This window comes from Mycobacterium sp. Panama NTM2 (assembly GCF_054355555.1).
This window is the reverse complement of the sequence record NZ_CM135953.1, coordinates 4804618-4825928: the sequence shown is the minus strand read 5'-3', so window position 1 is coordinate 4825928 and position 21311 is coordinate 4804618. Positions and strand designations below refer to the sequence as shown.

The window sequence follows — 21311 nt, the reverse complement described above, 5'->3', positions numbered from 1 at the left end:
GGTGTCCGGCGCACCGATCGACCCGCGCACGTTCCGCAATGTGCTGGGGCAGTTCTGCACCGGCATCACCGTGATAACGACCGTGCACGAGGACGTCCCGGTGGGGTTCGCCTGCCAGTCCTTCGCCGCGTTGTCGTTGGACCCGCCGCTGGTGCTGTTCTGCCCGACCAAAGTGAGCCGGTCCTGGCAGGCGATCGAGGCGAGCGGCCGGTTCTGCGTGAACATCCTGCACGAGAACCAGAAGCCGGTGTCGGCGCGCTTCGGGTCGCGGGAGCCGGACAAGTTCGCCGAGATCGACTGGTCGCGCTCGCCGCTGGGGTCGCCGATCATCGACGGCACGCTGGCCCACATCGACTGCACGGTGGCCTCGGTGCACGACGGTGGCGACCATTTCGTGGTGTTCGGGGCGGTGCATTCGCTGTCCGACGTGCCCAGAACCAAGCCGCGGCCGCTGCTGTTCTACCAGGGCCAGTACACGGGCATCGAGCCCGACAAGACGACCCCGGCCGATTGGCGCAACGACCTCGAGGCGTTCCTGACCGCGACCACCGACGACACCTGGCTCTGATCACGCCGAATCACACGGCTGTCATTCATCCCCAATGTGGATAACCCTGGGGATGAACGCGCGGCTTGTCAGTCGCCCTCCGCGAGAGCGGCCGCGCCGATCGCCACGAACAGCCCCGCGCCGGCCGCGACCCCGAGCAACGTTCCTCTCGGCGCCCCGGCGCGCACGGCGAGCGCCGTTGCGGCGATGTCCGCGCTGTCGATGACGATCCCCGCGCGCAGGACTGCGCGGCGAACCGACGCGTCTGGGTGGCGCAGCCCTGCCGCCAGCAGCAGATCCCGGATACCGAAGAGGCGCGATATCAACCCGGTGCTGCCGTCGGCGGGCATCGCTCCGAGCAGGAACGTCCGCCAGGCGTGACGTGGACTGATCCAGGAGAACGCTCCGGCGAAGGCTCGGAGCACTGCCATGGCGGTCGTGGCGCGGTGGGCGGTCGACTGTGTTGCGGGTGATGACATGTTGCTCCTCAACGTTTGTAGTGGTTACTACAAACTCTAGATTGTAGTAACCACTACGATCAAGGCCGATGGGCCACAAATATTCTCGCGACGAGATCCTCGAAGGGGCAGTGCGGACCGCGGTCGAGCACGGCCTCAGTTCCCTGTCTTTCGGACGGCTGGCGAGGCACCTGGGGACGAGCGACCGCGTCATCGTCTACTACTTCCCGACGAAGAACGCTCTCGTCACCGATGTCCTGGTGGCCATCGGCATCCGGCTGCAGAGCGTCCTCGCGGACGCGTTCCCGGCGACCGCCGAGGATCACCGGCAGATGGCCACCGCGGCATACCCGGCGCTGGCCGACCCTAGGGTGGATCCGCTGTTCGCGGTGTACTTCGAGGCGTGTGGCCTCGCCGCGGCGCGCGTTGCCCCGTTCCACGAGGTCGCGCCGCAGCTCATGACGGCGTGGGTCGGGTGGCTGGCCGACTACTTCACAGGTCCCCAGGCGCGGCGCACGCGCGAAGCGGAAGCGACCTTGGCGCTGATCGACGGGCTCCTGCTGATGCGTCACCTGGCCGGCCCGCGGGCCGCGGACCGGGCGGCGGAAGCGCTGGGCCTATAGCACCACGCCGAGCAGGGCGTCGTGCTGCGCGCTCATCTGCGCTTCGATCGCCTCGATGACGGCAGCCACCTCGGGCCGGCGCCGTGTCTCCGGCCTGGCGACCAGCCAATAGGCCAACCGGACCGACACGGTCTCGGACAGCACCCGGATCAGATCGCCGTGCCGGTCGGCCATGAAACACGGCAGCAGCCCGAGACCCGCCGCCGCCCTGGTGGCCTCGACGTGGACGAACACATTGGTGGAGGTCACCGATTCGCGCATCGCGGGGGCGAAGCTGGTCGCCAGGTCCAGATCGTCGACCTGCAGCATGGAGTCGATGAAGTAGACCAGCGGAAAGCGCTGTAGATCGGCCACATCCGCGGGCGGCCCGTGCTCGGCCAGGTAGTCGCGCGAACCGTAGAGGCCCAGGCAGTAGTCGCCCAACCGCTGGGCGGTGGCGCGGTGCACGCGAGGTTCGCTGCCGGGTTCTGCCACCACGACTTCGAGGTCGAGTCCTGAGCGCTGCTGGGTGGCGCGCCGGGTGGCGGCGACGATCTCGACCGCGACGTCGGGGTGCCTGCGCTGCACCGCCGCGGCGGCGGGTGCGGCGATGTAGGCGGAGAACCCGTCGGTGGCCGACAGCCGGACGACGCCTTCGAGCACGCGGTTGCCCGCGGCGTCGGCGGTGAGTGAGCGTACGGCCGACTCGACCGCCTCGGCTGCCGCGAGGGCGTCGCGGCCGAGCTCGGTGAGTTCCCAGCCGCCGGCCACTCGCGCGAGCACGCGTCCGCCCATCGCCCGCTCCAGAGCGGTGATGCGACGGCTGATCGTGGTGTGGTTGAGGCCGAGTTCCTCTGCCGCGGTGGTGTATCGACCGGTGCGTCCGACGGCGAGGAGAACGAGCAGATCGTCGGCGCTGGGGCGGCGCACGGGCGAGGACATTTCTGCATTTTTGCAGATCTCGCGTGCGGTTTTGGCCATTGCTGCGGTGGGTAGCTGCAGGAATACTCATTGAGGTCTGTGGTGGGCATCACAACAAAGGGGTGTGAATTGAGTACGCAACAGGGCGACGGGTCGGTCACGACCGGTCTCAAGCGCGTCGTCGCCGCATCGATGGCCGGCACCGTCGTGGAATGGTACGAGTTCTTTCTCTACGCCACCGCCGCGACGCTGGTGTTCAACAAAGTGTTCTTCGCCGAAGGCACGAGTGAGGCCGCGGGACTGATCGCGGCATTGTTGACCTACGCGGTCGGCTTCGTCGCCCGTCCGCTGGGCGGGGTGGTGTTCGGGCACTTCGGCGACAAGCACGGCCGCAAGAAGCTGCTCCAGTTCGCGATCCTGCTCGTCGGCGTGGCGACGTTCCTGATGGGCTGCCTGCCCACGTACGCCCAGATCGGGGTGTGGGCACCGATCCTGCTCGTGGTCCTGCGTTTCCTGCAGGGCTTCGCGGTCGGCGGTGAGTGGGGCGGCGCCGTGCTGCTCGTCGCCGAGCACAGTCCGAGCAAGGACCGGGCGTTCTGGGCCAGCTGGCCGCAGGCCGCAGTGCCCGTCGGCAACATGCTGGCGACCGTGGTTCTGCTGGTGCTCACCGGCACGCTGTCCGATGCGGCCTTCCTGTCGTGGGGCTGGCGAGTGGCGTTCTGGCTCTCGGCAGTGGTCGTGCTGATCGGCTATTACATCCGCACCAAGGTCACCGACGCACCGATCTTCGTGGAGGCGCAGCAGGAGGTGGAGCGGGTCAAGTCCGTGTCCTACGGCGTGGTCGAGGTGCTGAAGCGTTATCCCCGTGGGGTGTTCACGGCGATGGGGCTGCGGTTCGCCGAGAACATCATGTACTACCTCGTCGTCACGTTCTCGATCGTCTACCTCAAGACCCACGTCGGCGCCGACACCAGCGACATCCTGTGGTGGCTGCTCGCGGCGCACTTCGTGCACTTCCTGGTCATCCCGCAGGTCGGCCGGCTCTCGGACCGGTTCGGTCGTCGCCCGGTGTACATCACCGGTGCCGTGCTGGCCGCGACGTGGGGGTTCTTCGCCTTCCCGATGATGAACAGCGGCAGCTACCTGCTGATCATGGCCGCGATCATCCTCGGCCTGATGATCCACTCGCTGATGTACGCGCCTCAGCCGGCGATCATGGCCGAGATGTTCCCGACCCGGATGCGCTACTCGGGGGTGTCGCTCGGCTACCAGGTGACCTCGATCGTGGCCGGCTCGCTGGCGCCGGCGATCGCGACCTGGCTGCTCGACGACTTCGGGACCTGGGTGCCGATCGCGGTGTACCTCGCCGGCGCCGCCGTCATCACGCTGATCGCCGCCTGGTTCACGCGCGAGACGAGGGGCCTGGACCTCGAGACGCTCGACGAGGCCGACCGTGAACAGCTCGCCAAGACCGGCGTCGCGTGAGTGGGCACGGCATGAGCGAGCTGGGTGGCCGCACCGCGCTGGTGACCGGCGGGGCCAGCGGGATCGGCGCCGCGTGCGCACGCGAACTCGCCTCTCGTGGGGCGTCGGTCACGGTCGCCGACATCGACGACGTGGGTGCCAAGGCGCTGGCCCAGGAGATCGGCGGGACGGCCTGGTCGCTGGACCTGTCGGATGTCGCCGCGCTGGAAGACCTGCGCCTCGAGGTCGACATCCTGGTCAACAACGCCGGCATCCAGAGCATCAGCGAGATCGCCGAGTTCCCCCCTGACCGCTTCCGCGCGATGCTGGCGCTGATGGTGGAGGCGCCGTTCCTGTTGATCCGGGCGGCGCTACCGCACATGTACCGCGAGGGCTACGGGCGCGTCATCAACATCTCGTCCATCCACGGGCTGCGGGCGTCGCCGTTCAAGGTGGCCTACGTGACGGCCAAGCACGCGCTCGAGGGGCTGTCCAAGGTGACCGCGCTCGAAGGCGGCCCGCACGGCGTCACCAGCAATTGCGTCAACCCGGGCTACGTGCGGACCCCGTTGGTGACCAAGCAGATCGCCGATCAGGCGCGAACGCATAACATCGCCGAGGATCAGGTCATCACGGACATCCTCCTCAAGGAGAGTGCGGTGAAGCGGCTGGTCGAGCCCGAGGAGGTGAGTGCTTTGGTGGCGTGGCTTGCGACACCTGCGGCGGGGATGGTGACCGGCGCGTCGTACACGATGGACGGTGGATGGAGCGCTCGGTGACGGCGACGACCGACGCGCCGCAGTGGGTGCCCTCCGACGACGACGTCGCCCAAGCCCGGGTCACAGATTTCGCGCGCTTCGCCGAGCGGCGGACGGGTGGCATCTACCCGGACTACCACGCGCTGTGGCAGTGGTCGATCGATGACCTCGAGGGGTTCTGGTCGACGCTGTGGGACTACTTCGACCTCGGTGAGCGTGGACCGACGGTGCTCGAAGACGCGGAGATGCCTGGCGCGCAATGGTTTCGCGGAACCACGTGCAACTACGTCGACGCGGTCGTCCGCAATGCCCGCGCAGACCGGCCCGCGATCATCTCGGTCAGCGAGAACGGGCCGGATCGCGAGGTGTCGTGGGCGGAGATGCTCGGCCGCGCCGCGGCGTTCGCCGACAAGCTGCGCGCCACCGGTGTAGCGGCCGGTGACCGGGTGGTCGGCTACCTGCCCAACATCGCCGAGGCGGTGATCGCGTTCCTCGCGACGGCAAGCATTGGCGCGGTGTGGAGTGCGTGTGGTCAGGACTATTCGGCGAAGGCAGCGTTGGATCGGCTCGGCCAACTCGAACCCACGGTGCTCGTCGCCGCCGACGGCTATCACTTCGCCGGCAAGTACCGCGACAAGCGTGCGGACGTCGCGGCGCTGCGGGACGGGATGCCCACGCTGAGGGCGACGTTCACGCTCGCTGATCTCGATGAGGTGAGCTCGCACGGCCTCGACAGTGTCGCCGTGCCGTTCGACCATCCGCTGTGGGTCCTGTTCTCCTCGGGCACCACGGGATTGCCGAAGGGCATCGTGCACGGCCATGGCGGCGTCGTCGTCGAACATCTCAAAGCTGTTGCGCTGCAATCCGATATCGGACCCGCCGACACCTTCTTCTGGTACACCAGCCCGAGCTGGATGATGTGGAATTTCCAGGTCGCCGGGCTGCTGGTCGGTGCGACGATCGTCTGCTACGACGGTAGCCCGAGCGCACCGGAGCCCGACGCACTGTGGGCCATTGCGGCTCGCGTCGGCGCCACGGTGCTGGGCACCAGCCCCGGCTACGTACTCGGCTGCATCAAGGCCGATGCCCGTCCTGCGGTCACCCATGATCTGTCCGCACTGCGGAGCATCGGGATCACCGGCTCGTCGCTGCCCGCGTCGTCGTCCCTGTGGTTGGCCGACAACGTCGGCGTGCAGATCGCGTCGATCAGCGGAGGCACCGATGTGGTGTCGGCCTTCATCGGCGGCGTGCGCACTGTTGCCGTCTGGCCCGGCGAGCTGTCGGCGCCGTTTCTCGGCGTCGCGCTCGACGCCTGGGACGAGTCGGGTCACCCGGTCCGCGGCGAGGTCGGCGAGCTCGTCATCACCAAGCCGATGCCGTCGATGCCGATCGCGTTCTGGCACGATCCCGATCAAAGCCGTTACCGCGAGGCCTATTTCGACACTTACCCGGGTGTGTGGCGGCACGGTGACTGGATCACGATCACCGAGCACGGCAGCGTCATCGTGCACGGCCGCTCCGATTCCACCCTGAACCGGCACGGCATCCGGATGGGGAGTGCCGACATCTACCAGGCTGTCGAGCGCCTCCCCGAGATCGCCGAGGCGCTGGTGATCGGGGCCGAACAGCCCGACGGCGGTTACTGGATGCCGCTGTTCGTGGTTCTCGCCGGGGGAATCGAGCTCGATGATGCGCTGCGACAACGCATCAATGAAGCCATCCGCACCGAGGTCTCGCCCCGCCACGTGCCCGACGAGATCATCGTCGCGCCGGGTGTGCCGCACACCCGCACCGGCAAGAAGCTCGAGGTCCCGATCAAGAAACTGTTCCAGGGCCGCGATGCCGCCACCGTCGTCGATCGCAGTGCCGTCGACGATCCCGATCTGCTCGACTGGTACGTCACGCAACGTCGCGCCTGACCAAGTCGATCGCGAGGATTCCCTCGACCACGCTGTAGCGGCGGGCCGTCGGTGGTCCGGGTAGTGGTGGTGCGGTGGAGTGGTAGGTCGCGCCGGTGGGGGTTCGGTAGGTGGCGGTGTGGCGGCCCTCGGTGTCGTGGGTGGTGACGGTCCAGCCGGGGGCTTCTTTGGCGTAGTTACAGGCTTCGCAGGCACCCAATCCGTTGAGCGCTGAGGTGGGTCCGCTGTGGCGGGCGGGAACTGCGTGGTCGTGGTGGCGGATGGGGGCGTCGCAGTACGGGGTGCGACACGTCTGATCCCGCAGCCCGATGAACGCCGCCAACCCCGTCGGGAAGATCCGCGCCCGCGATTCCATCGCGACCAGCTGCCCCGACGTGGGGTGGCGGTAGAGCCGCCGCAGTGTCGCTTTCGCCGTCTCATCAGCCACGGCATCCGACACCAGGTCGCGCACCACCGCCGCCGGCACGGGCCCGTAGCCCTCGACCCAGCCGGGGCTGTCGTCGTCGCCGAAGAGGGTGGCGTCGGCCATGACCAGGTTCACCGCGATCGGCGCCGGCGTCTCGGCCGGGCGGGCGGTGACCCGTTGGTAGAGGGTGTCGGTCATGATCTGTCCGCGCGGGCGCCCGTCCCCGCACAGGTCAGCCTCACGCTTCAAGGCGGCATACACCCCGATGCCCTGGGACAGTGGCATCAGCGCAGTCAGCTGCACCATGCCGTTCGGCGCGGGCCGGGTCGACACCCGCGCAGACGCCGCCGCGCGTTCTTTCCGTTGAACCACCGCGGCGGCGTCGAGGCGGGCTGCGATGGCCGCGGCGGCGGCTTCGATGCGGGCATTGCCCAACCCCACCAGCGCTTGCTGGTCAGCGCACAGCTCGGCATCCAACGTCCGCCGGTCCTCCACGGTCAGGCAGGCGGATTGTTTGACGATCAGGGTGGCTCGCCACTCGGTCAGGACCCCGGCGGCCAGGGCGGCCAAAGTGTGGGGCATCTCCTCGACCAGCGCGCGGGCGAACCCGAGGTGCTGGTTACCGTGGGCGGGCGAATCAGACCGGGCCAGCGCGACTTCGGAGGCGAGCCCGCGCCCCTGCTTCGCGGCCGGCATCCCGGCAGCGGTTTCGGCGGCGCGGCGTTTCTCCGCCCACAGCGCGGTGGCGCGGGCCTGCACCGCGGCCGCGCGAGCTTTCACACGTTCGCAGTGCGCCACGACCTCGCGCAGCTCAGCCTCGGAGGCCGAACCATCGACATCGAACATCTGTGCGAACATGCCGCCAACGTACAACCCCCCACCGACATTGATGCTGTTAATCAGTTTCGGGTGAGGATGGTCTTGCTCGTTCGCCGCCGGTGATGACTCGTCCGCTGACTGACGCCCTGTTGGGTTGTCTTCCAATTGATTTGTCTCACCGGCGACGTGCGGGCAAGCACCGCAACAGCCCTGGTAGGGCGGACATGACTTAATCAGGAGCCTGTCCGCTGCCTCATCAATGTCTTGTCTGCCCGCCCTACCGGGTTGTCACTCATCGCACGGTTCATTGCACGGAGAGGACACCACCATCGTGACACCCCGACGTCGCGTCGTCATCGGCATCGACACCCACCTCGACACCATTCACCTGGCCGCGATCACCGATACCAGTCAACTGCTCGGTGATGCCGAATTTGCCACCAGCCCGACCGGGTATTGGGCGGCGATCTGCTGGGCGCGTAGCTTCGGCGAGGTCGTCTCCGTCGGCGTTGAGGGAACCAGCTCCTATGGCGCGGGCATCACACAGGCATTGCAGGCCAACGATATTCACACCGTCGAGGTCAATCGTCCCGACCGCGCCGCACGGCGTAAGCAAGGGAAATCTGATCCACTCGATGCCTACAGCGCTGCCCGCGCGGTGTTGGCCGGCCACAGCCTAGCCGTGCCCAAAGACCCCCACGCCGGGGCGCTCAAAGCTCTATTGGTCGCCCGCCGCGGCGCGATCAAAGCCCGCACTGCAGCGATCAATCAGATCAAAGACCTCCTGGTCACCGCTCCGGCCGAGCTCCGCGAGCGTTATCGCCGCTACCCCACGACGCTGCGCCTGATCGACGCGCTGGCGCGGTGTCGCCCCACCGCGCACGAGGACCCTACCGCCGTATCGGTGCTGATCGCCTGCAAAGCACTGGCACAGCGCATCGAGTTCCTCGAGCGCCAAGACCGCGACCTGGCCGCCGAGCTCGATTCCCTGACCACAGCGCTCAACCCCGCCCTGCGGGCGGCCTACGGCGTCGGGCCCGATACTGCCGCCCAACTGCTTATCACCGCCGGCACCAACAGCCACCGCCTCCGCAGCGAGGCAGCGTTCGCGATGCTCGCCGGCGCCGCGCCGATACCCGCCTCCTCGGGAAAGACCACCCGGCATCGGCTCTCCCGCGGTGGAGACCGCGCCGCCAACAACGCTTTGCACCGCATCGCTCTAGTGCGTTGGTCCCATGAGCCGCGCACCCGCGATTACGTCGCCCGACAACTGGCTGTCGGACGTTCCAAAAAGGACGTCCTGCGGCTGCTCAAACGAGCCATCGCCCGCGAAATGTTTCGACACCTCACCGCACCCAGCCCGATCGACGACTACAGCGATCTACGCCCCACCCGACAAGCCCGCAAGATCACCCTCACCACCGTCGCCAACCATTTCGGGGTCTGGCCCACCCAGATCTCCCGACTCGAACGTGGCCTCAAACGCGACGACACCCTCGCCACCAACTACCGCCGCTGGCTAAACACCCAGCTCATCGATGTCGCTTGACGCTTAACAGAGATAGGAGCATCACGTCATTCCTGCTAGCACTACCGGGCAATTGGTGGCCAGCCATGGCGACGCCGACCCACCGACAGATGAGGATCGGAGAAGCAACATTCGCACAGCCAGGAGGACGACATGACCACCACCAAAGCCGCCGGATTCGCGGGCCTCGCCACTGCCCTGGCGGGACTGCTGATCGCGTTCGCGCCCGCCGGGGCAGCCGTCACCCCAGCCCTCGCCGACGGTCATGTGATGGCGACCGGCCAGAACGGCGGCGCCGACCCGCTGATCCCATTCGGCACCGAACCGATGTCACCGGTTCACCTGGGCTACATCGACAGCAATCATGACGAGGCCAACACCTCCAACGGCGCCGTCGACGTTCCGTTCTGATCCCCGTCCCGTCAGGCCCTCGCCGGATCAGCCAACACCGGCGCGAACGCGAGCTCGGCCGCGCCGATCACGACCGTCTCGCCACCCAGCGTCGCCGGCACGATCCGCACGAGATCGCGAGGCCCGCCCATGCTGCGGCGGCTCAACTCTTCCCGGAGGATCGCGCCGGCGTACGCGGGGAAGGCGCGCAGAAAACCACCCAGGACCACCAGTCTGGGGTTCAGCATGTTGATGGCGTTGCCCAGCGCGATCGCCAGCGACCGGGCCTGGCGTTGTAAGACATCACGTTCGGCATCGGTCGGACATGGTTGCGCGTCGCCGGGTTCGACGCGTTCCGATTCGGCGATCAGCCGTGCCAGCGGCGCCTGGGTCACTTCGGTCTCCAGGCATCCGGTGCTGCCGCAGTGACAGGGTTCCGCTCCACCGACGAACGTGTGTCCCAATTCCCCCGCATAACCGGCGACGCCCTGGAGAAGGCCACCGGCGACCACGAATCCGGCGCCGATGCCCGTTGTTCCGCCGTTGACGTAGATGAGGTGATCGGCGCCGTGATGTCGGCCGAAAAGATGTTCCGCGATCGCTCCGGCGTTGGCGTCGTTGGCGGCATAGACCGGTAAACCCGTTGCTGCACTGAGCAATTCGCCGATCTTGACGTCGTGCCAGTCGAGATTGGGCGCGAGTTGCACCGTCGATTCCGGGCTGTGCACCAAACCCGGCACCGCGACACCGATTGCGGTGAGTGCGCTGGTTTCGGGCAGCGTGCGGGCGATTCGTTGCACGATCTCGGCGGCCACCGACACGGCCTCATCGGGCGTCGGCACACTCTCGGTCGGGCACCGGACCACCTCCAGTACGGTGCCGCCCATTGCGACCACGCCGATGGTGACCGCGTCGACCTCCGGGATGACGGTCGCTGCCACGACCCGCCGCCCCGGGCGGACGATGGGGCTCGGCCTGCCCACTTGAGAGACCGGCGCGGCCGGCAGCTCCTCGGCCAGACCTCGCGCCACCAACTCTTCGACCAGATCCTTGATGGTCGACCGGGACAACGCCGTGCGGCGGGTCAGTTCGGCGCGGCTCAGCGCGCCGTGGCGGTGCACCAGAGTCAGCACGTTCGACAGGTTTCGACGCCGCACACCGTCGGCGCCCGCACCAGACCGCGGGGATGTCACGGGTCACCTCCAGGCCTTGACAGTGGTACAGAGCACATCTTATGTTCGCGCAGAGAACAAACTACAGCTTTCGGAGGGCTTTCGACATGACCTTGGTGGAGTCCGGCACCGAAACCACCCAGAACCTCACCCCGACACCGGCGGACAAATTCTCCTTCGGGCTCTGGACCGTTGGCTGGACGGCCGGCGATCCGTTCGGCGTCGCGACCCGCCCCTCGCTGGATGTGGTCGAGGCGGTCGAGCGACTCGCAGCACTCGGCGCGTACGGGTTGACGTTCCACGACGACGACCTCTTCCCGTTCGGCAGTTCCGATGCCGAGCGTCGACGGATGATCGAGCGGCTCACCTCAGCGCTGTCGGCGACAGGCATGACGGTGCCGATGGTGACGACGAATCTGTTCAGCCAGCCGGTGTTCAAGGACGGGGGATTCACCAGCAACGACCGCGGCGTGCGTCGTTTCGCGCTGCGCAAGGTGTTGCGCAACCTCGATCTGGCCGCCGAACTCGGGGCACAGACCTTCGTGCTGTGGGGTGGGCGTGAAGGCAGCGAATACGATTCCGCCAAAGACGTCCACGCTGCCTTCGAGCGTTACCGCGAGGCACTGAACCTGCTGTGCGAGTACGTCATCGACCAGAACATCGAGATCCGGTTCGCCATCGAACCCAAGCCGAACGAGCCGCGCGGCGACATCCTGCTCCCGACGGTCGGACATGCGCTCGCGTTCATCGACACACTCGCTCACCCGCAGATGGTGGGAGTCAACCCGGAGGTGGGTCACGAACAGATGGCCGGCCTGAACTTCGTGCACGGCATCGGTCAGGCGCTCTACAGTGGCAAGCTGTTCCACATCGACCTCAACGGGCAGCGCGGCATCAAGTTCGACCAGGATCTGGTGTTCGGCCACGGGGATCTCGCCAACGCGTTCGCTCTGGTCGACCTCCTCGAGCACGGCGGTGTCGACGGTGGCGCCGCCTACACCGGTCCGCGCCACTTCGACTACAAGCCCAGCCGCACCGAGGACGTCGACGGGGTCTGGGAATCGGCGGCTGCGAACATGCGCATGTACCTGTTGCTCAAAGAACGCGCGGCGGCCTTCCGGGCGGATCCCGCGGTGGCCGAGGCGATGTCGCAGGCAAAGGTCGCCGAACTCCGGACGCCGACGCTCGATCCCGGCGAAACATACGCCGACCTGCTGGCCGACCGGTCGGCGTACGAGGAGTTCGACGCCGACTCCTACTTCGGCGCAAAGGGATTCGGCTTCGTCAGGTTGCACCAGCTGGCCCTGGAGCACCTGATGGGCGCCCGCTGACACTCTGGACGTGACGTGTATCACGTTATAAGTTGCCCACGATAACAAAACTGCACCGGAGGCGAATCCCGTGAAACGATCGAGCACTCTGCTGTCCGCCCTTCTCGCCACCACGGTGGTGGCGGCCACCCTCAGCGCCTGCAGCAGCTCCGACTCCGGAGGGGACAACGCGCAGGCCGGCGCCGGCAAGGTCGGCGTCATCCTGCCCGACACGAAGTCCTCGGTCCGGTGGGAATCCAAGGATCGGCCGGCGCTGGAGGCGGCCTTCAAAGAAGCCGGGGTGCCGTACAACATCCAGAATGCCGAGGGCTCGGCCGATCAGATGGCCACCATCGCCGACGGCATGATCGCCGACGGGGTCACCGTCCTGGCCATCGTGAACCTCGACTCAGACAGCGGCGCCTCCATCCAGCAGAAGGCGGCCGCCCAGGGCGTGAAGACCATCGATTACGACCGCCTCACCCTCGGTGGTTCCGCCGACGCCTACGTCTCGTTCGACAACACCAAAGTCGGTGAGCTGCAAGGCCAGGGGTTGGTCGACTGCCTCGGCGGCAAGCCGGCCAACGTGGTGTTCCTCAACGGCTCGCCGACCGACAACAACGCGACGCTGTTCTCCTCCGGTGCGCATTCGGTGATCGATGCGACACCGACCATCACCAACGTCGGCGAACAGGCCGTCCCCGACTGGGACAACGACAAGGCGGTCACCATCTTCGAGCAGCTCTACACCGCCGCCGGCGGAAAGGTCGACGGCGTGTACGCCGCGAACGACGGCCTCGCCGGTTCGGTGATCTCGATCCTGGACAAGAACAAGCGGGCCGGACAGGTGCCGGTCACCGGACAGGACGCCACGGTCGAAGGGCTGCAGAACATCCTCGCCGGGACACAGTGCATGACGGTGTATAAGTCCGCGACCGAGGAGGCGGGAGCATTGGCGAAGGCGGCGATCGCCTTGGCCAACGGGCAGACGCCGGAGACCAACAGCACCTCACGCGACGATCAGGGCAACCGAGACGTGCCATCGGTGCTGCTGACTCCGAAGTCGATCACCAAGGACAACGTCGACGTCGTGTTCACCGACGGCGGCCAGTCCAAGGACGAGGTGTGCGCGGGCCAGTTCGCGGCGATGTGCTCGGCGGCAGGAGTCTGAGCACCCATGGATGACAGGCTCTCGGCCAGCGAGCCCATCCTCGAATTGCGCGGCGTCAACAAGAGTTTCGGCGTCGTCCATGTGTTGCACGACATCGACTTCCGCGTGTATCCCGGGCAGGTCACCGCCCTCGTGGGGGACAACGGTGCCGGGAAGTCGACGTTGGTCAAGGCGATCGCCGGAATACACCCCATCGACAGCGGCACCTATCTGTTCGGCGGGAGTCCGGTCACCGTGCACGGACCCACCGATGTGTCGGCGCTCGGGGTGGAGGTGGTGTACCAGGATCTCGCGCTGTGCGACAACCTCGACATCGTCGAGAACATGTTCCTGGGCCGGGAACTCACCACGCGCGGCATGCTCGACGAGGCACGGATGGAGACGATGGCGCGCGACGCGCTCACCTCGCTGTCGGTGCGGACGGTCGCTTCGGTGCGGCAGACGGTGTCGAGTCTGTCGGGTGGTCAACGGCAGACCGTCGCGATCGCGAAGTCGGTGCTGTGGAAGTCGAAAGTCGTTCTGCTGGACGAGCCCACCGCCGCACTCGGGGTCGCGCAGACCCAGCAGGTGATCGAGTTGGTGCGTCGGCTCGCCGACCAGGGTGTGGGAGTCGTGCTGATCTCCCACAATCTGGCCGACGTGTTCTCGGTGGCCGACCGGATCTGCGCGCTGTACCTCGGCCGGGTCGCCGCCGACGTGAAGGCCGGCGACGTCACCCACGGTCAGGTGGTCGAGCTGATCACCGCGGGCCGGTCGGGCTCCCTCGGACTGGCCCCGGTCGACGCCTCCGAAACCCTGTGACACCCGGGAAGGACACCCCCACCATGGCGACAGTCACCGGCGCCACCGCGCACTCGGACTTCGCGATCGACGCACGCTCCGACGCAGGTTTCGCGGATGCGGTGCGCTCCTACGTGCGCCGGGTCCGCGGCGGTGACATGGGTTCACTGCCTGCGGTTCTCGGCTTGATCGTGCTCTTCGTGGTGTTCGGGTTCGCCAACGACCGGTTCATGTCGGCGCTGAACCTGGCCAACCTCGTCACCCAGGCCGGGGCCATCTGCGTGCTGGCGATGGGTCTGGTGTTCGTGCTGCTGCTCGGCGACATCGACCTGTCCGCCGGCGTCGCCGGTGGGGTGTCGGCGTGCGTGATGGCGTTGACGATGGTCGATCTGCGCTGGCCGTGGTGGGCGGCGGTGCTCGCCGGGATCGCGTCCGGCGCGGTGATCGGTCTGTGTATCGGTGTGCTGCGGGCCAAGCTCGGAATCCCGTCGTTCGTGGTCACGTTGGCGTTCTTCCTCGGACTACAGGGCGTGACGCTCAAGCTCATCGGTGAGGGCGGATCGGTGCGGGTCGACGATCCGGTGATCCGCGGGCTGACCATCAGCAATCTGGCGGTGCCGGTGGGGTGGACGATCGCCGGGCTGGTCGTGGTGGGTTTCGCCGTGCTGGAGGTCGTGCAGTACCGGCGCAAGCGCGCCCTGAACCTGGCCCATGCGCCGTCCGGTGTGGTCGCGGCGCGCATCGCAGCCGTCGCGGCTGTGGTGCTCGGTGTGACGTTCGTGATGAGCGTCAACCGCAGCGTCAACCCCAACGTGCAGATCCGGGGCGTGCCCTACGTTCTTCCGCTGATCGTGGTGCTGTTGATCGTCATGACGTTCGTGCTGCAGCGCACGTCGTACGGCAGGCATGTCTACGCTGTCGGCGGCAACGCGGAAGCCGCTCGCCGCGCGGGCATTTCAGTCAACCGCATCCGTGTGTCCGTGTTCGTCGTGGCGTCGTCGATGGCGGCGCTCAGCGGCATCATCGCCGCGTCCTACGCCGGTAAGGTGTCGGCGTCCTCGGGTGCAGGCAACACGCTGTTGTACGCAGTGGGTGCGGCGGTCATCGGCGGCACCTCGCTGTTCGGTGGGCGCGGTCGCGCGGTCGACGCGGTGATCGGCGGTGTGGTGGTGGCGACCATCGCCAACGGGCTCGGCCTGCTCAACCAGTCGTCCTACATCAACTTCCTGGTCACCGGCGGTGTGCTGCTGCTCGCGGCGAGCGTCGACGCGATCTCGCGGCGGCGTCGCTCGTCGACCGGGCTCGGCTGAGCGTCACCGCAGCCACGCGCCGATGCGGCGCAGCGCCTCGGAGATGTCGGCGGACGGTCCGGCGAAGGACAGCCGCACCGACGCTCCTCCCCGCACCGTGTCGAAGTCGACTCCCGGCGCGATCGCGACGCCGGTGTCCGACAGCAGCGTCGAGCAGAAGCGCAGCGAATCCGTGGTCACGTGGGAGACGTCGGCGTAGACGTAGAACGCGCCGTCTGCGGGTGCGAGGCGGTCGATTCCGAGCCCGCGCAGACCGTCGAGCAGCAATGTGCGATTGGCGCCGTAGCCGTCGAGCAACGCCTCCGCCTCGGCGATGGAGTCCTCGGTGAACGCGGCGACGGCCGCCAGCTGGGGGAGGACCGGCGGGCAGATGGTGAAGTTCCCCGTCAGCCGGTCCACGGCCCTGCGTAACTCCTCCGGCACCAGCAGCCACCCCAGCCGCCATCCGGTCATCGCGAAGTACTTCGAAAAACTGTTCACCACAACGGCTTCGCGTGATGTCTCCCATGCACAGCTGGTGTCGGGAGCCCCTGGGTAGACCAGGCCGTGGTACACCTCGTCACTGATCAAGCGCACACCGGACTCGGCGCACCACGTCGCGATCGCCGCCAACTCGGCAGGCGGGATCACGGTCCCGGTGGGGTTTGCCGGGCTCGCCACGATGACGCCGGCCACGGGTGGGTCCAGGTTCGTGAGCATGTCCAGGGTCGGCTGGAAGCGGGTGTCGGGTCCACAGGGCAACTCCACGACGTCGCAGCCGAGCGCGGTCAGGATGTTGCGGTAGCAGGGGTAGCCGGGACTGGCGATCGCGACCCGGTCGCCGGCGTCGAAGCAGGCCAGGAACGCCAGCAGGAACCCGCCCGAGGAGCCGGTGGTGATCACGACGTCATCGGGGGCGACAGCCAGGCCGTGCCGATGGTCGTAGGTCGCGGCGATCGCAGCACGCAACTCGGGGATGCCGAGTGCGACGGTGTAGCCGAGACGATCGTTGTTCAGCGCTGCGATCGCCGCCTCGCGAACGGCCGTCGGCGCGCCCGCGCTGGGCTGCCCGGCGGACAGATTGACCAGATCGCCGTGCGTGCGTTGCCGCTCCGCCGCGGCGAGCCAGACATCCATCACATAGAACGGGGGGATGCCGGACCGCAGCGAAACGCTCATGCAGCCAGGCTAGAACAGTTCAGATTCGAGGCGGCGCACCTGCTCGCGGGGGGCTCCGAGCAGCTGCGCGCTGCCATGGGCCCGCTTGAAATAGAGCTGGATGTCGCTCTCCCACGTGATCGCGATACCGCCGTGCATCTGCACCGCCTCGGCGGCGACACCGGTGAACGCCTCGCTGGCAGCCAGCCGGGCCCGTGCCGCCGCCACCGGCGAGGGTGCCGCGGTGTACTCCTCGATGGCCTCGTCGACGATCGCGCGGGCGGTCTCGACCGCGACGTACTGATCGGCCATCCGGTGTTTGAGCGCCTGAAAGCTGCCGATCGGCCGGCCGAACTGGACCCGGTCCTTCGTGTAGGCGACTGTCAGGTCCAGGCAGCGCGATGCCGCGCCGACCTGTTCGGCAGCGAGGAGGATCGCCGCCATGTCGGCCATCCCCGGGTCCGGTCCGAGCACCACAGTGTCGCCGGGTTCCAGCGCAGCCAGCGGACGGGTGATGTCCATCGCGACGGCCGCGGTCGAGGTGAATGTCCGCCAGTGGCTCACGTTTTCCCCGTCGGCGGCGATGACGACGTCGGCCACGTTGCCGTTGACGACGTAGCCGGGGTCGAACACGACGGTGCCGATCGCGCTGCCCTCGGCCAGCGACTCCAGCAGATCTGCGGGCGGCTCGGGCCGCGAGAGGAGGGCGAGTTCGGCGAGCGTGGTGCCCAGCAGCGGCGTGGGCACCAGTGCCCTGGCCAGTTCGCCGAGTACCACTGCGGCGTCGGCGAGTTCACCGCCCGCGCCGCCGAGGTCCTCGGGCACCACCAGCGCCGCGGCACCCACCTGCTCGCACAGCATCGCCCAGAGCGACTCGTCGTAGCCGCGTTCGGACGCGGCGGCCGTTCGTACCGCCTCGGGTGAGGCGTGCTTGTCGATCAGCGCTGCGACGGTGTCGCGCAGCATCTCCCGTTCGTCGCTCGACGTCACAATGCCTCCAACACTCGTCGACGGTGCCACGTGGGGTCACCCCAGGCGGGCCGCAGGGCCTGCGCCCGGAGCAGCAGCAGCGACAGGTCGTGTTCCTGGGTGTATCCGATCGCGCCGTGGGTCTGCAGCGCCGAGCGGGCGGCGAGCAACGCCGCATCGGCGGCGGCGACCTTGGCGGCGCTCACATCACGCGCGGTGTCGGGGGAGCCGTCGGCCAGTGCGAGCGCTGCCCCGTACACCAGCGGGCGCGCCATCTCGACGGCGATCAGCACGTCGGCGAGCTTGTGCTTGATGGCCTGGTACGTGCCGATGACGGTGCCGAATTGGCTGCGCTGCTTGGCATAGGAGACCGACGCGTCCAGCATGGCCTGCGCCGCTCCCACCAGTTGTGCGGCCGTCGCCAGTGCACCGAACTCGAACGCGCGCGCCCCGTCGGCGGGATGCGCGGCCCCGCTCGGGGTCACCTCGAACAGGCGGCGGCTGGGGTCGACGGACGCGTGCGGCTCGGCGGGCGTGGCCTCTGCCACCGTCTCGTCGTCGATCAGCAGCACGAGCCCGGCGGTGTCGGCGTCGACGGCGCGGGGGACTCTCGGGGGTGCGGCGACCGTGGCGATCAGCTCACCCGCAGCCAGCGCACCGGACCGCTCGTCGTCGGCGAGCAGAACCGGTGCGACAGCGATGGATTCGACGACCGGGCCGGGAACGTTCCACCGGCCCAGCCGTTCCAGGGCGACCACGAGATCCACCGGGTGGGCGTCGATGCCGTCGAATCGTTCGGCCACCATCAGCGCGGTCACGCCCAGGTCGGCCAGTTGCGCCCAGATCTTGCGGCCGGGCCCGGTGTCGTCGGCCGCCCATGCCCGCACCGCGTCCGGGACGTTGGCCGCACCGAGGGCGGCGTCGATGCTCGCGGCGAAGTCCCGCTGTTGGTCGTCGATCTCGAAGTTCACGTCTCGTCTACTTTCGGGGCAGGCCCAGCAGCCGCTCGGCGATGATGTTGCGCTGGATCTCGTTGGTACCCGCGTAGATCGGGCCGCCGAGCGCGAACAGCAGCCCCTCGGTGACGCTGTCCATCAGCTCGCCGTCGGCACCGCGCAGATCCAGCGCGGTCTGGTGCAGTGCCACGTCCAAGTCGGACCAGAACACCTTGGTGATCGACGACTCGGCACCGAGCTCGCCGCCGGCCGCCACGCGTGTCACGGTACCGAAGGTGTGCAGCCGGTAGGCCTGGGCCTTGATCCACGCATCGGCCACCCGATCGGTGAACTCCGGCTTCGGATCGTTCTTCCACTGGGCGACAAGCCGTTCGGCAGGTGCCAGGAACCGCGCGGGGCTGCGCAACGACATGCCGCGCTCGTTGCTCGACGTGCTCATCGCGGCGCGCCAGCCGTCGTGCACGCCACCGATGACGTCCTCGTCGGGCACGAACACGTCTTCGAGGAAGATCTCTCCGAAACCCGTGGCGCCCCCGAGTTGGGCGATCGGCCGCACGGTGACGCCGTCGGCCTTCAGATCGAACATCACGTAGGTGAGGCCTTTGTGCCGCTGTGCCTCTGGGTCGGAACGGAACAGCCCGAACGCGCGCTCCCCGAACACCGCGCGTGAGCTCCAGATCTTCTGCCCGTTGAGCAGCCAGCCGCCGTCGGTGCGGGTGGCGGTCGAGCGCAGCGACGCCAGGTCGCTGCCCGACTCGGGCTCTGACCACGCCTGCGCCCAGATCTCCTCGCCGCTGGCCATTTTCGGCAGGATGCGATCGCGTTGCTCTTCGGTGCCGTGCGCGAACAGCGTGGGTGCGAGCATCGAGGTGCCGTTGGCGCTGGCGCGTCCCGGTGCGCCGGCGCGGAAGTATTCCTCCTCGAACACGATCCACTGCAGCAGCGAGGCGTCGCGGCCGCCGTAGCGCTGCGGCCAGGTGATCACCGACAGCCCGGCGTCGAAGAGGATCTTGTCCCACCGTCGATGCTGTTCGAAACCCTCGGCGGTGTCGTAGGACTCGGTGGGGAAGTCGCCGGTGTGACCCTCGAGGAATGCGCGAACCTCGGCGCGGAACGCCTCGGTGTCGTCGTCGATGTGGAGGTCCATCAGTTCCTCTCTCTCAGTTGAGGTTTGACCACCTTGCCGCCGGGGTTGCGGGGCAGCGCGTCGAGGAACTCGACCGAGCGCGGGGTCTTGAAGTTGGCGAGGTGGGCGCGCGCGTGATCGATCACCGACGCGGCGGTCAGCTCGGTGCCGGGCAGCGTCACGACGAACGCCTTGCCGACCTCCCCGAGCCGCTCGTCGGGTACGCCGATGACGGCGACCTCGGCGACACCGGGCAGCCGCGCGAGCACCTGCTCGATCTCGGCGGGGTAGACGTTGAAGCCGCCGCAGATGTACATGTCCTTGAGCCGGTCGGTGATCTTGAGATTGCCGGCGTCATCGAGTTCGCCGACGTCACCGGTGTGCAGCCAGCCCTCGGCGTCGATCGCCGCGGCCGTGGCGTCCGGGTCGTCGAGGTAGCCCAGCATCACGTTGGGCCCGCGGAGCAAGACTTCTCCCTGGTCGCCGATGCGCAGTTCGAAGTCGGCGATCGGCCGGCCCGACGTGGTGGCGACGGTCACCGCGTCGTCGTCGGCGCGGCACATCGTCCCGAACCCGGCGGCCTCGGTCAGCCCGTACGCGGTCAGCACGATGTCGATGTCGAGCTCGTTCTGCATCCGCTCGATCAGCACCACCGGGATCGTCGCGGCGCCGGTGACCGCGAAACGCAGCGAGTGCAGGTCGAACTCGGCGCGGCGCGGATGGTCGAGCAGGGTCTGGTAGATGGTCGGCGGCCCGGGCAGCACGGTGATGCGGTGCTCTTCGACGGCCCGCATCGCGGCCTCGGGGTTGAAGGTCAGGGCGGGGAACAGCGTCGCACCGGTCTGCAGGCAGGCCAGGATGCCGGCCTTGTAGCCGAAGTTGTGGAAGAACGGGTTGATGCACAGGTAGCGGTCGGCGCTGGTGAGCTGCCCACAGGCGGCCCAGGCCGCCGACGCATCGAGGGATTGTCGGTGCGCGCAACGGACTCCCTTGCTGCGGCCGGTGGTGCCCGAGGTGAACAGGATGTCGGAGACGTCGTCGGCGCCGACGGCCGCAGCGCGGGCGTCGACGGCGGCCAGATCCGTTCCGGTGGCCATGAACTCGTCCCACGTGCCGTCGTCGACGTCGACGGGGATACGCACGATGTGCCGCAGCGCGGGCAGCGAGGACCGTTCGATGCTCGCCGCCTTGTCGGCACCGAGAAACGCCCCTGAGGCGAACAGCAGCGGCGCCGCGGTGCGCGCGAGGATGTCGGTGGCCTCGCTGGCGGTGTAGCGGGTGTTCAGAGGGACGAGCACGCCGCCGGCGTGGTGGACGGCGAGGCAGGCCACCACCCAGTGCCATGTGTTCGGCGACCAGATCGCGATGCGGTCACCGGCAGCGGTGCCCGCCGCGATCAAGGCGGCCGCGGCCTGGCGAACCTCGGCGCGCAGCTGCGCGAACGTCAGCGTCCCGGCGGGCGTGACGACTGCGGGGTGGTCGGGGAGTTCACGCGCGATGTGGTCCAGAACCGCGGGAGTGGTTCTCGCGGCGGTGGTCATGGAACTCCTTGGGGATCGGTTACCCGA

The 21311-nt window shown here is 68.0% G+C and carries 20 protein-coding genes; 11 read left to right on the top strand and 9 right to left on the bottom strand.

Annotated features, from left to right (window positions below; all coding sequences use genetic code 11):
* Window position 1 precedes the first annotated feature (1 nt).
* Window positions 2-568: a 3-hydroxy-9,10-secoandrosta-1,3,5(10)-triene-9,17-dione monooxygenase reductase subunit gene (hsaB, locus tag ACXYX3_RS23110; RefSeq protein ID WP_241205393.1), complete on the top strand. Its 567-nt coding sequence runs from the start codon at window positions 2-4 to the stop codon at window positions 566-568.
* Window positions 569-636: 68 nt separating this feature from the next.
* Here the strand turns inward: hsaB and ACXYX3_RS23105 are convergent, their stop codons facing one another.
* Window positions 637-1026, bottom strand: coding sequence for a hypothetical protein (locus ACXYX3_RS23105; protein ID WP_458609156.1), 390 nt, complete (start codon window positions 1024-1026; stop codon window positions 637-639).
* 68 nt (window positions 1027-1094) lie between these two features.
* Here ACXYX3_RS23105 and ACXYX3_RS23100 point away from each other — a divergent pair, with 68 nt between their 5' ends.
* Window positions 1095-1628 (top strand): TetR family transcriptional regulator, encoded by a 534-nt coding sequence (locus ACXYX3_RS23100; RefSeq protein ID WP_458609155.1) that lies wholly within the window; start codon window positions 1095-1097, stop codon window positions 1626-1628.
* Here the strand turns inward: ACXYX3_RS23100 and ACXYX3_RS23095 are convergent.
* Window positions 1623-2588: a LysR family transcriptional regulator gene (locus ACXYX3_RS23095; protein ID WP_458609154.1), complete on the bottom strand. Its 966-nt coding sequence runs from the start codon at window positions 2586-2588 to the stop codon at window positions 1623-1625. The two genes, ACXYX3_RS23100 and ACXYX3_RS23095, sit on opposite strands and share 6 nt — an antisense overlap.
* Window positions 2589-2720: 132 nt before the next feature.
* Here ACXYX3_RS23095 and ACXYX3_RS23090 point away from each other — a divergent pair, with 132 nt between their 5' ends.
* Genes ACXYX3_RS23090 through ACXYX3_RS23080 form a run of 3 tightly spaced genes read left to right on the top strand, consistent with a single transcriptional unit; the run spans window position 2721 to window position 6669 of the window.
* A complete protein-coding gene (locus ACXYX3_RS23090) occupies window positions 2721-4013 on the top strand; it encodes an MFS transporter (protein WP_241205494.1) in 1293 nt (430 codons plus the stop codon).
* 11 nt (window positions 4014-4024) lie between these two features.
* Window positions 4025-4771, top strand: coding sequence for a 3-hydroxybutyrate dehydrogenase (locus ACXYX3_RS23085; RefSeq protein ID WP_458609153.1), 747 nt, complete (start codon window positions 4025-4027; stop codon window positions 4769-4771).
* Complete coding sequence (locus ACXYX3_RS23080) at window positions 4756-6669, top strand: acetoacetate--CoA ligase (protein WP_458609152.1); 1914 nt, start codon at window positions 4756-4758, stop codon at window positions 6667-6669. The genes ACXYX3_RS23085 and ACXYX3_RS23080 overlap by 16 nt, the downstream gene beginning before the upstream one ends.
* Here ACXYX3_RS23080 and ACXYX3_RS23075 read toward each other — a convergent pair.
* The gene (locus ACXYX3_RS23075; RefSeq protein WP_458609151.1) at window positions 6650-7933 is read right to left on the bottom strand and encodes an HNH endonuclease; all 1284 of its coding nucleotides are present in this window, start codon (window positions 7931-7933) and stop codon (window positions 6650-6652) included. The two genes, ACXYX3_RS23080 and ACXYX3_RS23075, sit on opposite strands and share 20 nt — an antisense overlap.
* 292 nt (window positions 7934-8225) lie before the next feature.
* Between ACXYX3_RS23075 and ACXYX3_RS23070 the strand changes: the two genes are divergently transcribed.
* Both ACXYX3_RS23070 and ACXYX3_RS23065 read left to right on the top strand, forming a co-directional pair.
* The gene (locus tag ACXYX3_RS23070) at window positions 8226-9443 is read left to right on the top strand and encodes an IS110 family RNA-guided transposase (protein WP_458609150.1); all 1218 of its coding nucleotides are present in this window, start codon (window positions 8226-8228) and stop codon (window positions 9441-9443) included.
* A 132-nt stretch (window positions 9444-9575) separates the two neighbouring features.
* A complete protein-coding gene (locus ACXYX3_RS23065; protein WP_458609149.1) occupies window positions 9576-9833 on the top strand; it encodes a hypothetical protein in 258 nt (85 codons plus the stop codon).
* Between the two features lie 11 nt (window positions 9834-9844).
* On the opposite strand, the gene ACXYX3_RS23060 is transcribed toward ACXYX3_RS23065, so the two are convergent.
* Window positions 9845-11005: an ROK family protein gene (locus ACXYX3_RS23060; RefSeq protein ID WP_458609148.1), complete on the bottom strand. Its 1161-nt coding sequence runs from the start codon at window positions 11003-11005 to the stop codon at window positions 9845-9847.
* Window positions 11006-11091: 86 nt separating this feature from the next.
* Between ACXYX3_RS23060 and xylA the strand changes: the two genes are divergently transcribed.
* From xylA to ACXYX3_RS23040, 4 genes are all read left to right on the top strand, one after another.
* Complete coding sequence (gene xylA, locus ACXYX3_RS23055; RefSeq protein ID WP_458609147.1) at window positions 11092-12315, top strand: xylose isomerase; 1224 nt, start codon at window positions 11092-11094, stop codon at window positions 12313-12315.
* 70 nt (window positions 12316-12385) lie between these two features.
* Entirely contained in the window at window positions 12386-13465 is a 1080-nt protein-coding gene (locus ACXYX3_RS23050; RefSeq protein ID WP_458609146.1) for a sugar ABC transporter substrate-binding protein, read from the top strand.
* A gap of 6 nt (window positions 13466-13471) precedes the next feature.
* Window positions 13472-14266 (top strand): ATP-binding cassette domain-containing protein, encoded by a 795-nt coding sequence (locus tag ACXYX3_RS23045; protein WP_241205403.1) that lies wholly within the window; start codon window positions 13472-13474, stop codon window positions 14264-14266.
* A gap of 23 nt (window positions 14267-14289) precedes the next feature.
* Window positions 14290-15555, top strand: a complete 1266-nt coding sequence (locus tag ACXYX3_RS23040) for a sugar ABC transporter permease (protein ID WP_241205404.1) — start codon at window positions 14290-14292, stop codon at window positions 15553-15555.
* Between the two features lie 3 nt (window positions 15556-15558).
* Here the strand turns inward: ACXYX3_RS23040 and ACXYX3_RS23035 are convergent, their stop codons facing one another.
* From ACXYX3_RS23035 to fadD3, 5 genes are read right to left on the bottom strand one after another with little or no spacing between them, the layout of a single operon-like run.
* Window positions 15559-16713, bottom strand: coding sequence for a pyridoxal phosphate-dependent aminotransferase (locus ACXYX3_RS23035; protein WP_458609145.1), 1155 nt, complete (start codon window positions 16711-16713; stop codon window positions 15559-15561).
* Between the two features lie 9 nt (window positions 16714-16722).
* Window positions 16723-17658, bottom strand: coding sequence for an acyl-CoA dehydrogenase IpdE2 (gene ipdE2, locus ACXYX3_RS23030; RefSeq protein WP_458612193.1), 936 nt, complete (start codon window positions 17656-17658; stop codon window positions 16723-16725).
* Between the two features lie 20 nt (window positions 17659-17678).
* Window positions 17679-18632 (bottom strand): acyl-CoA dehydrogenase family protein, encoded by a 954-nt coding sequence (locus ACXYX3_RS23025; RefSeq protein WP_458609144.1) that lies wholly within the window; start codon window positions 18630-18632, stop codon window positions 17679-17681.
* Window positions 18633-18639: 7 nt separating this feature from the next.
* Complete coding sequence (locus ACXYX3_RS23020; protein ID WP_458609143.1) at window positions 18640-19764, bottom strand: acyl-CoA dehydrogenase family protein; 1125 nt, start codon at window positions 19762-19764, stop codon at window positions 18640-18642.
* Window positions 19764-21284: a 3-((3aS,4S,7aS)-7a-methyl-1,5-dioxo-octahydro-1H-inden-4-yl)propanoate--CoA ligase FadD3 gene (gene fadD3, locus ACXYX3_RS23015; RefSeq protein ID WP_458609142.1), complete on the bottom strand. Its 1521-nt coding sequence runs from the start codon at window positions 21282-21284 to the stop codon at window positions 19764-19766. The genes ACXYX3_RS23020 and fadD3 overlap by 1 nt, the downstream gene beginning before the upstream one ends.
* Between the last annotated feature and the right edge of the window lie 27 nt (window positions 21285-21311).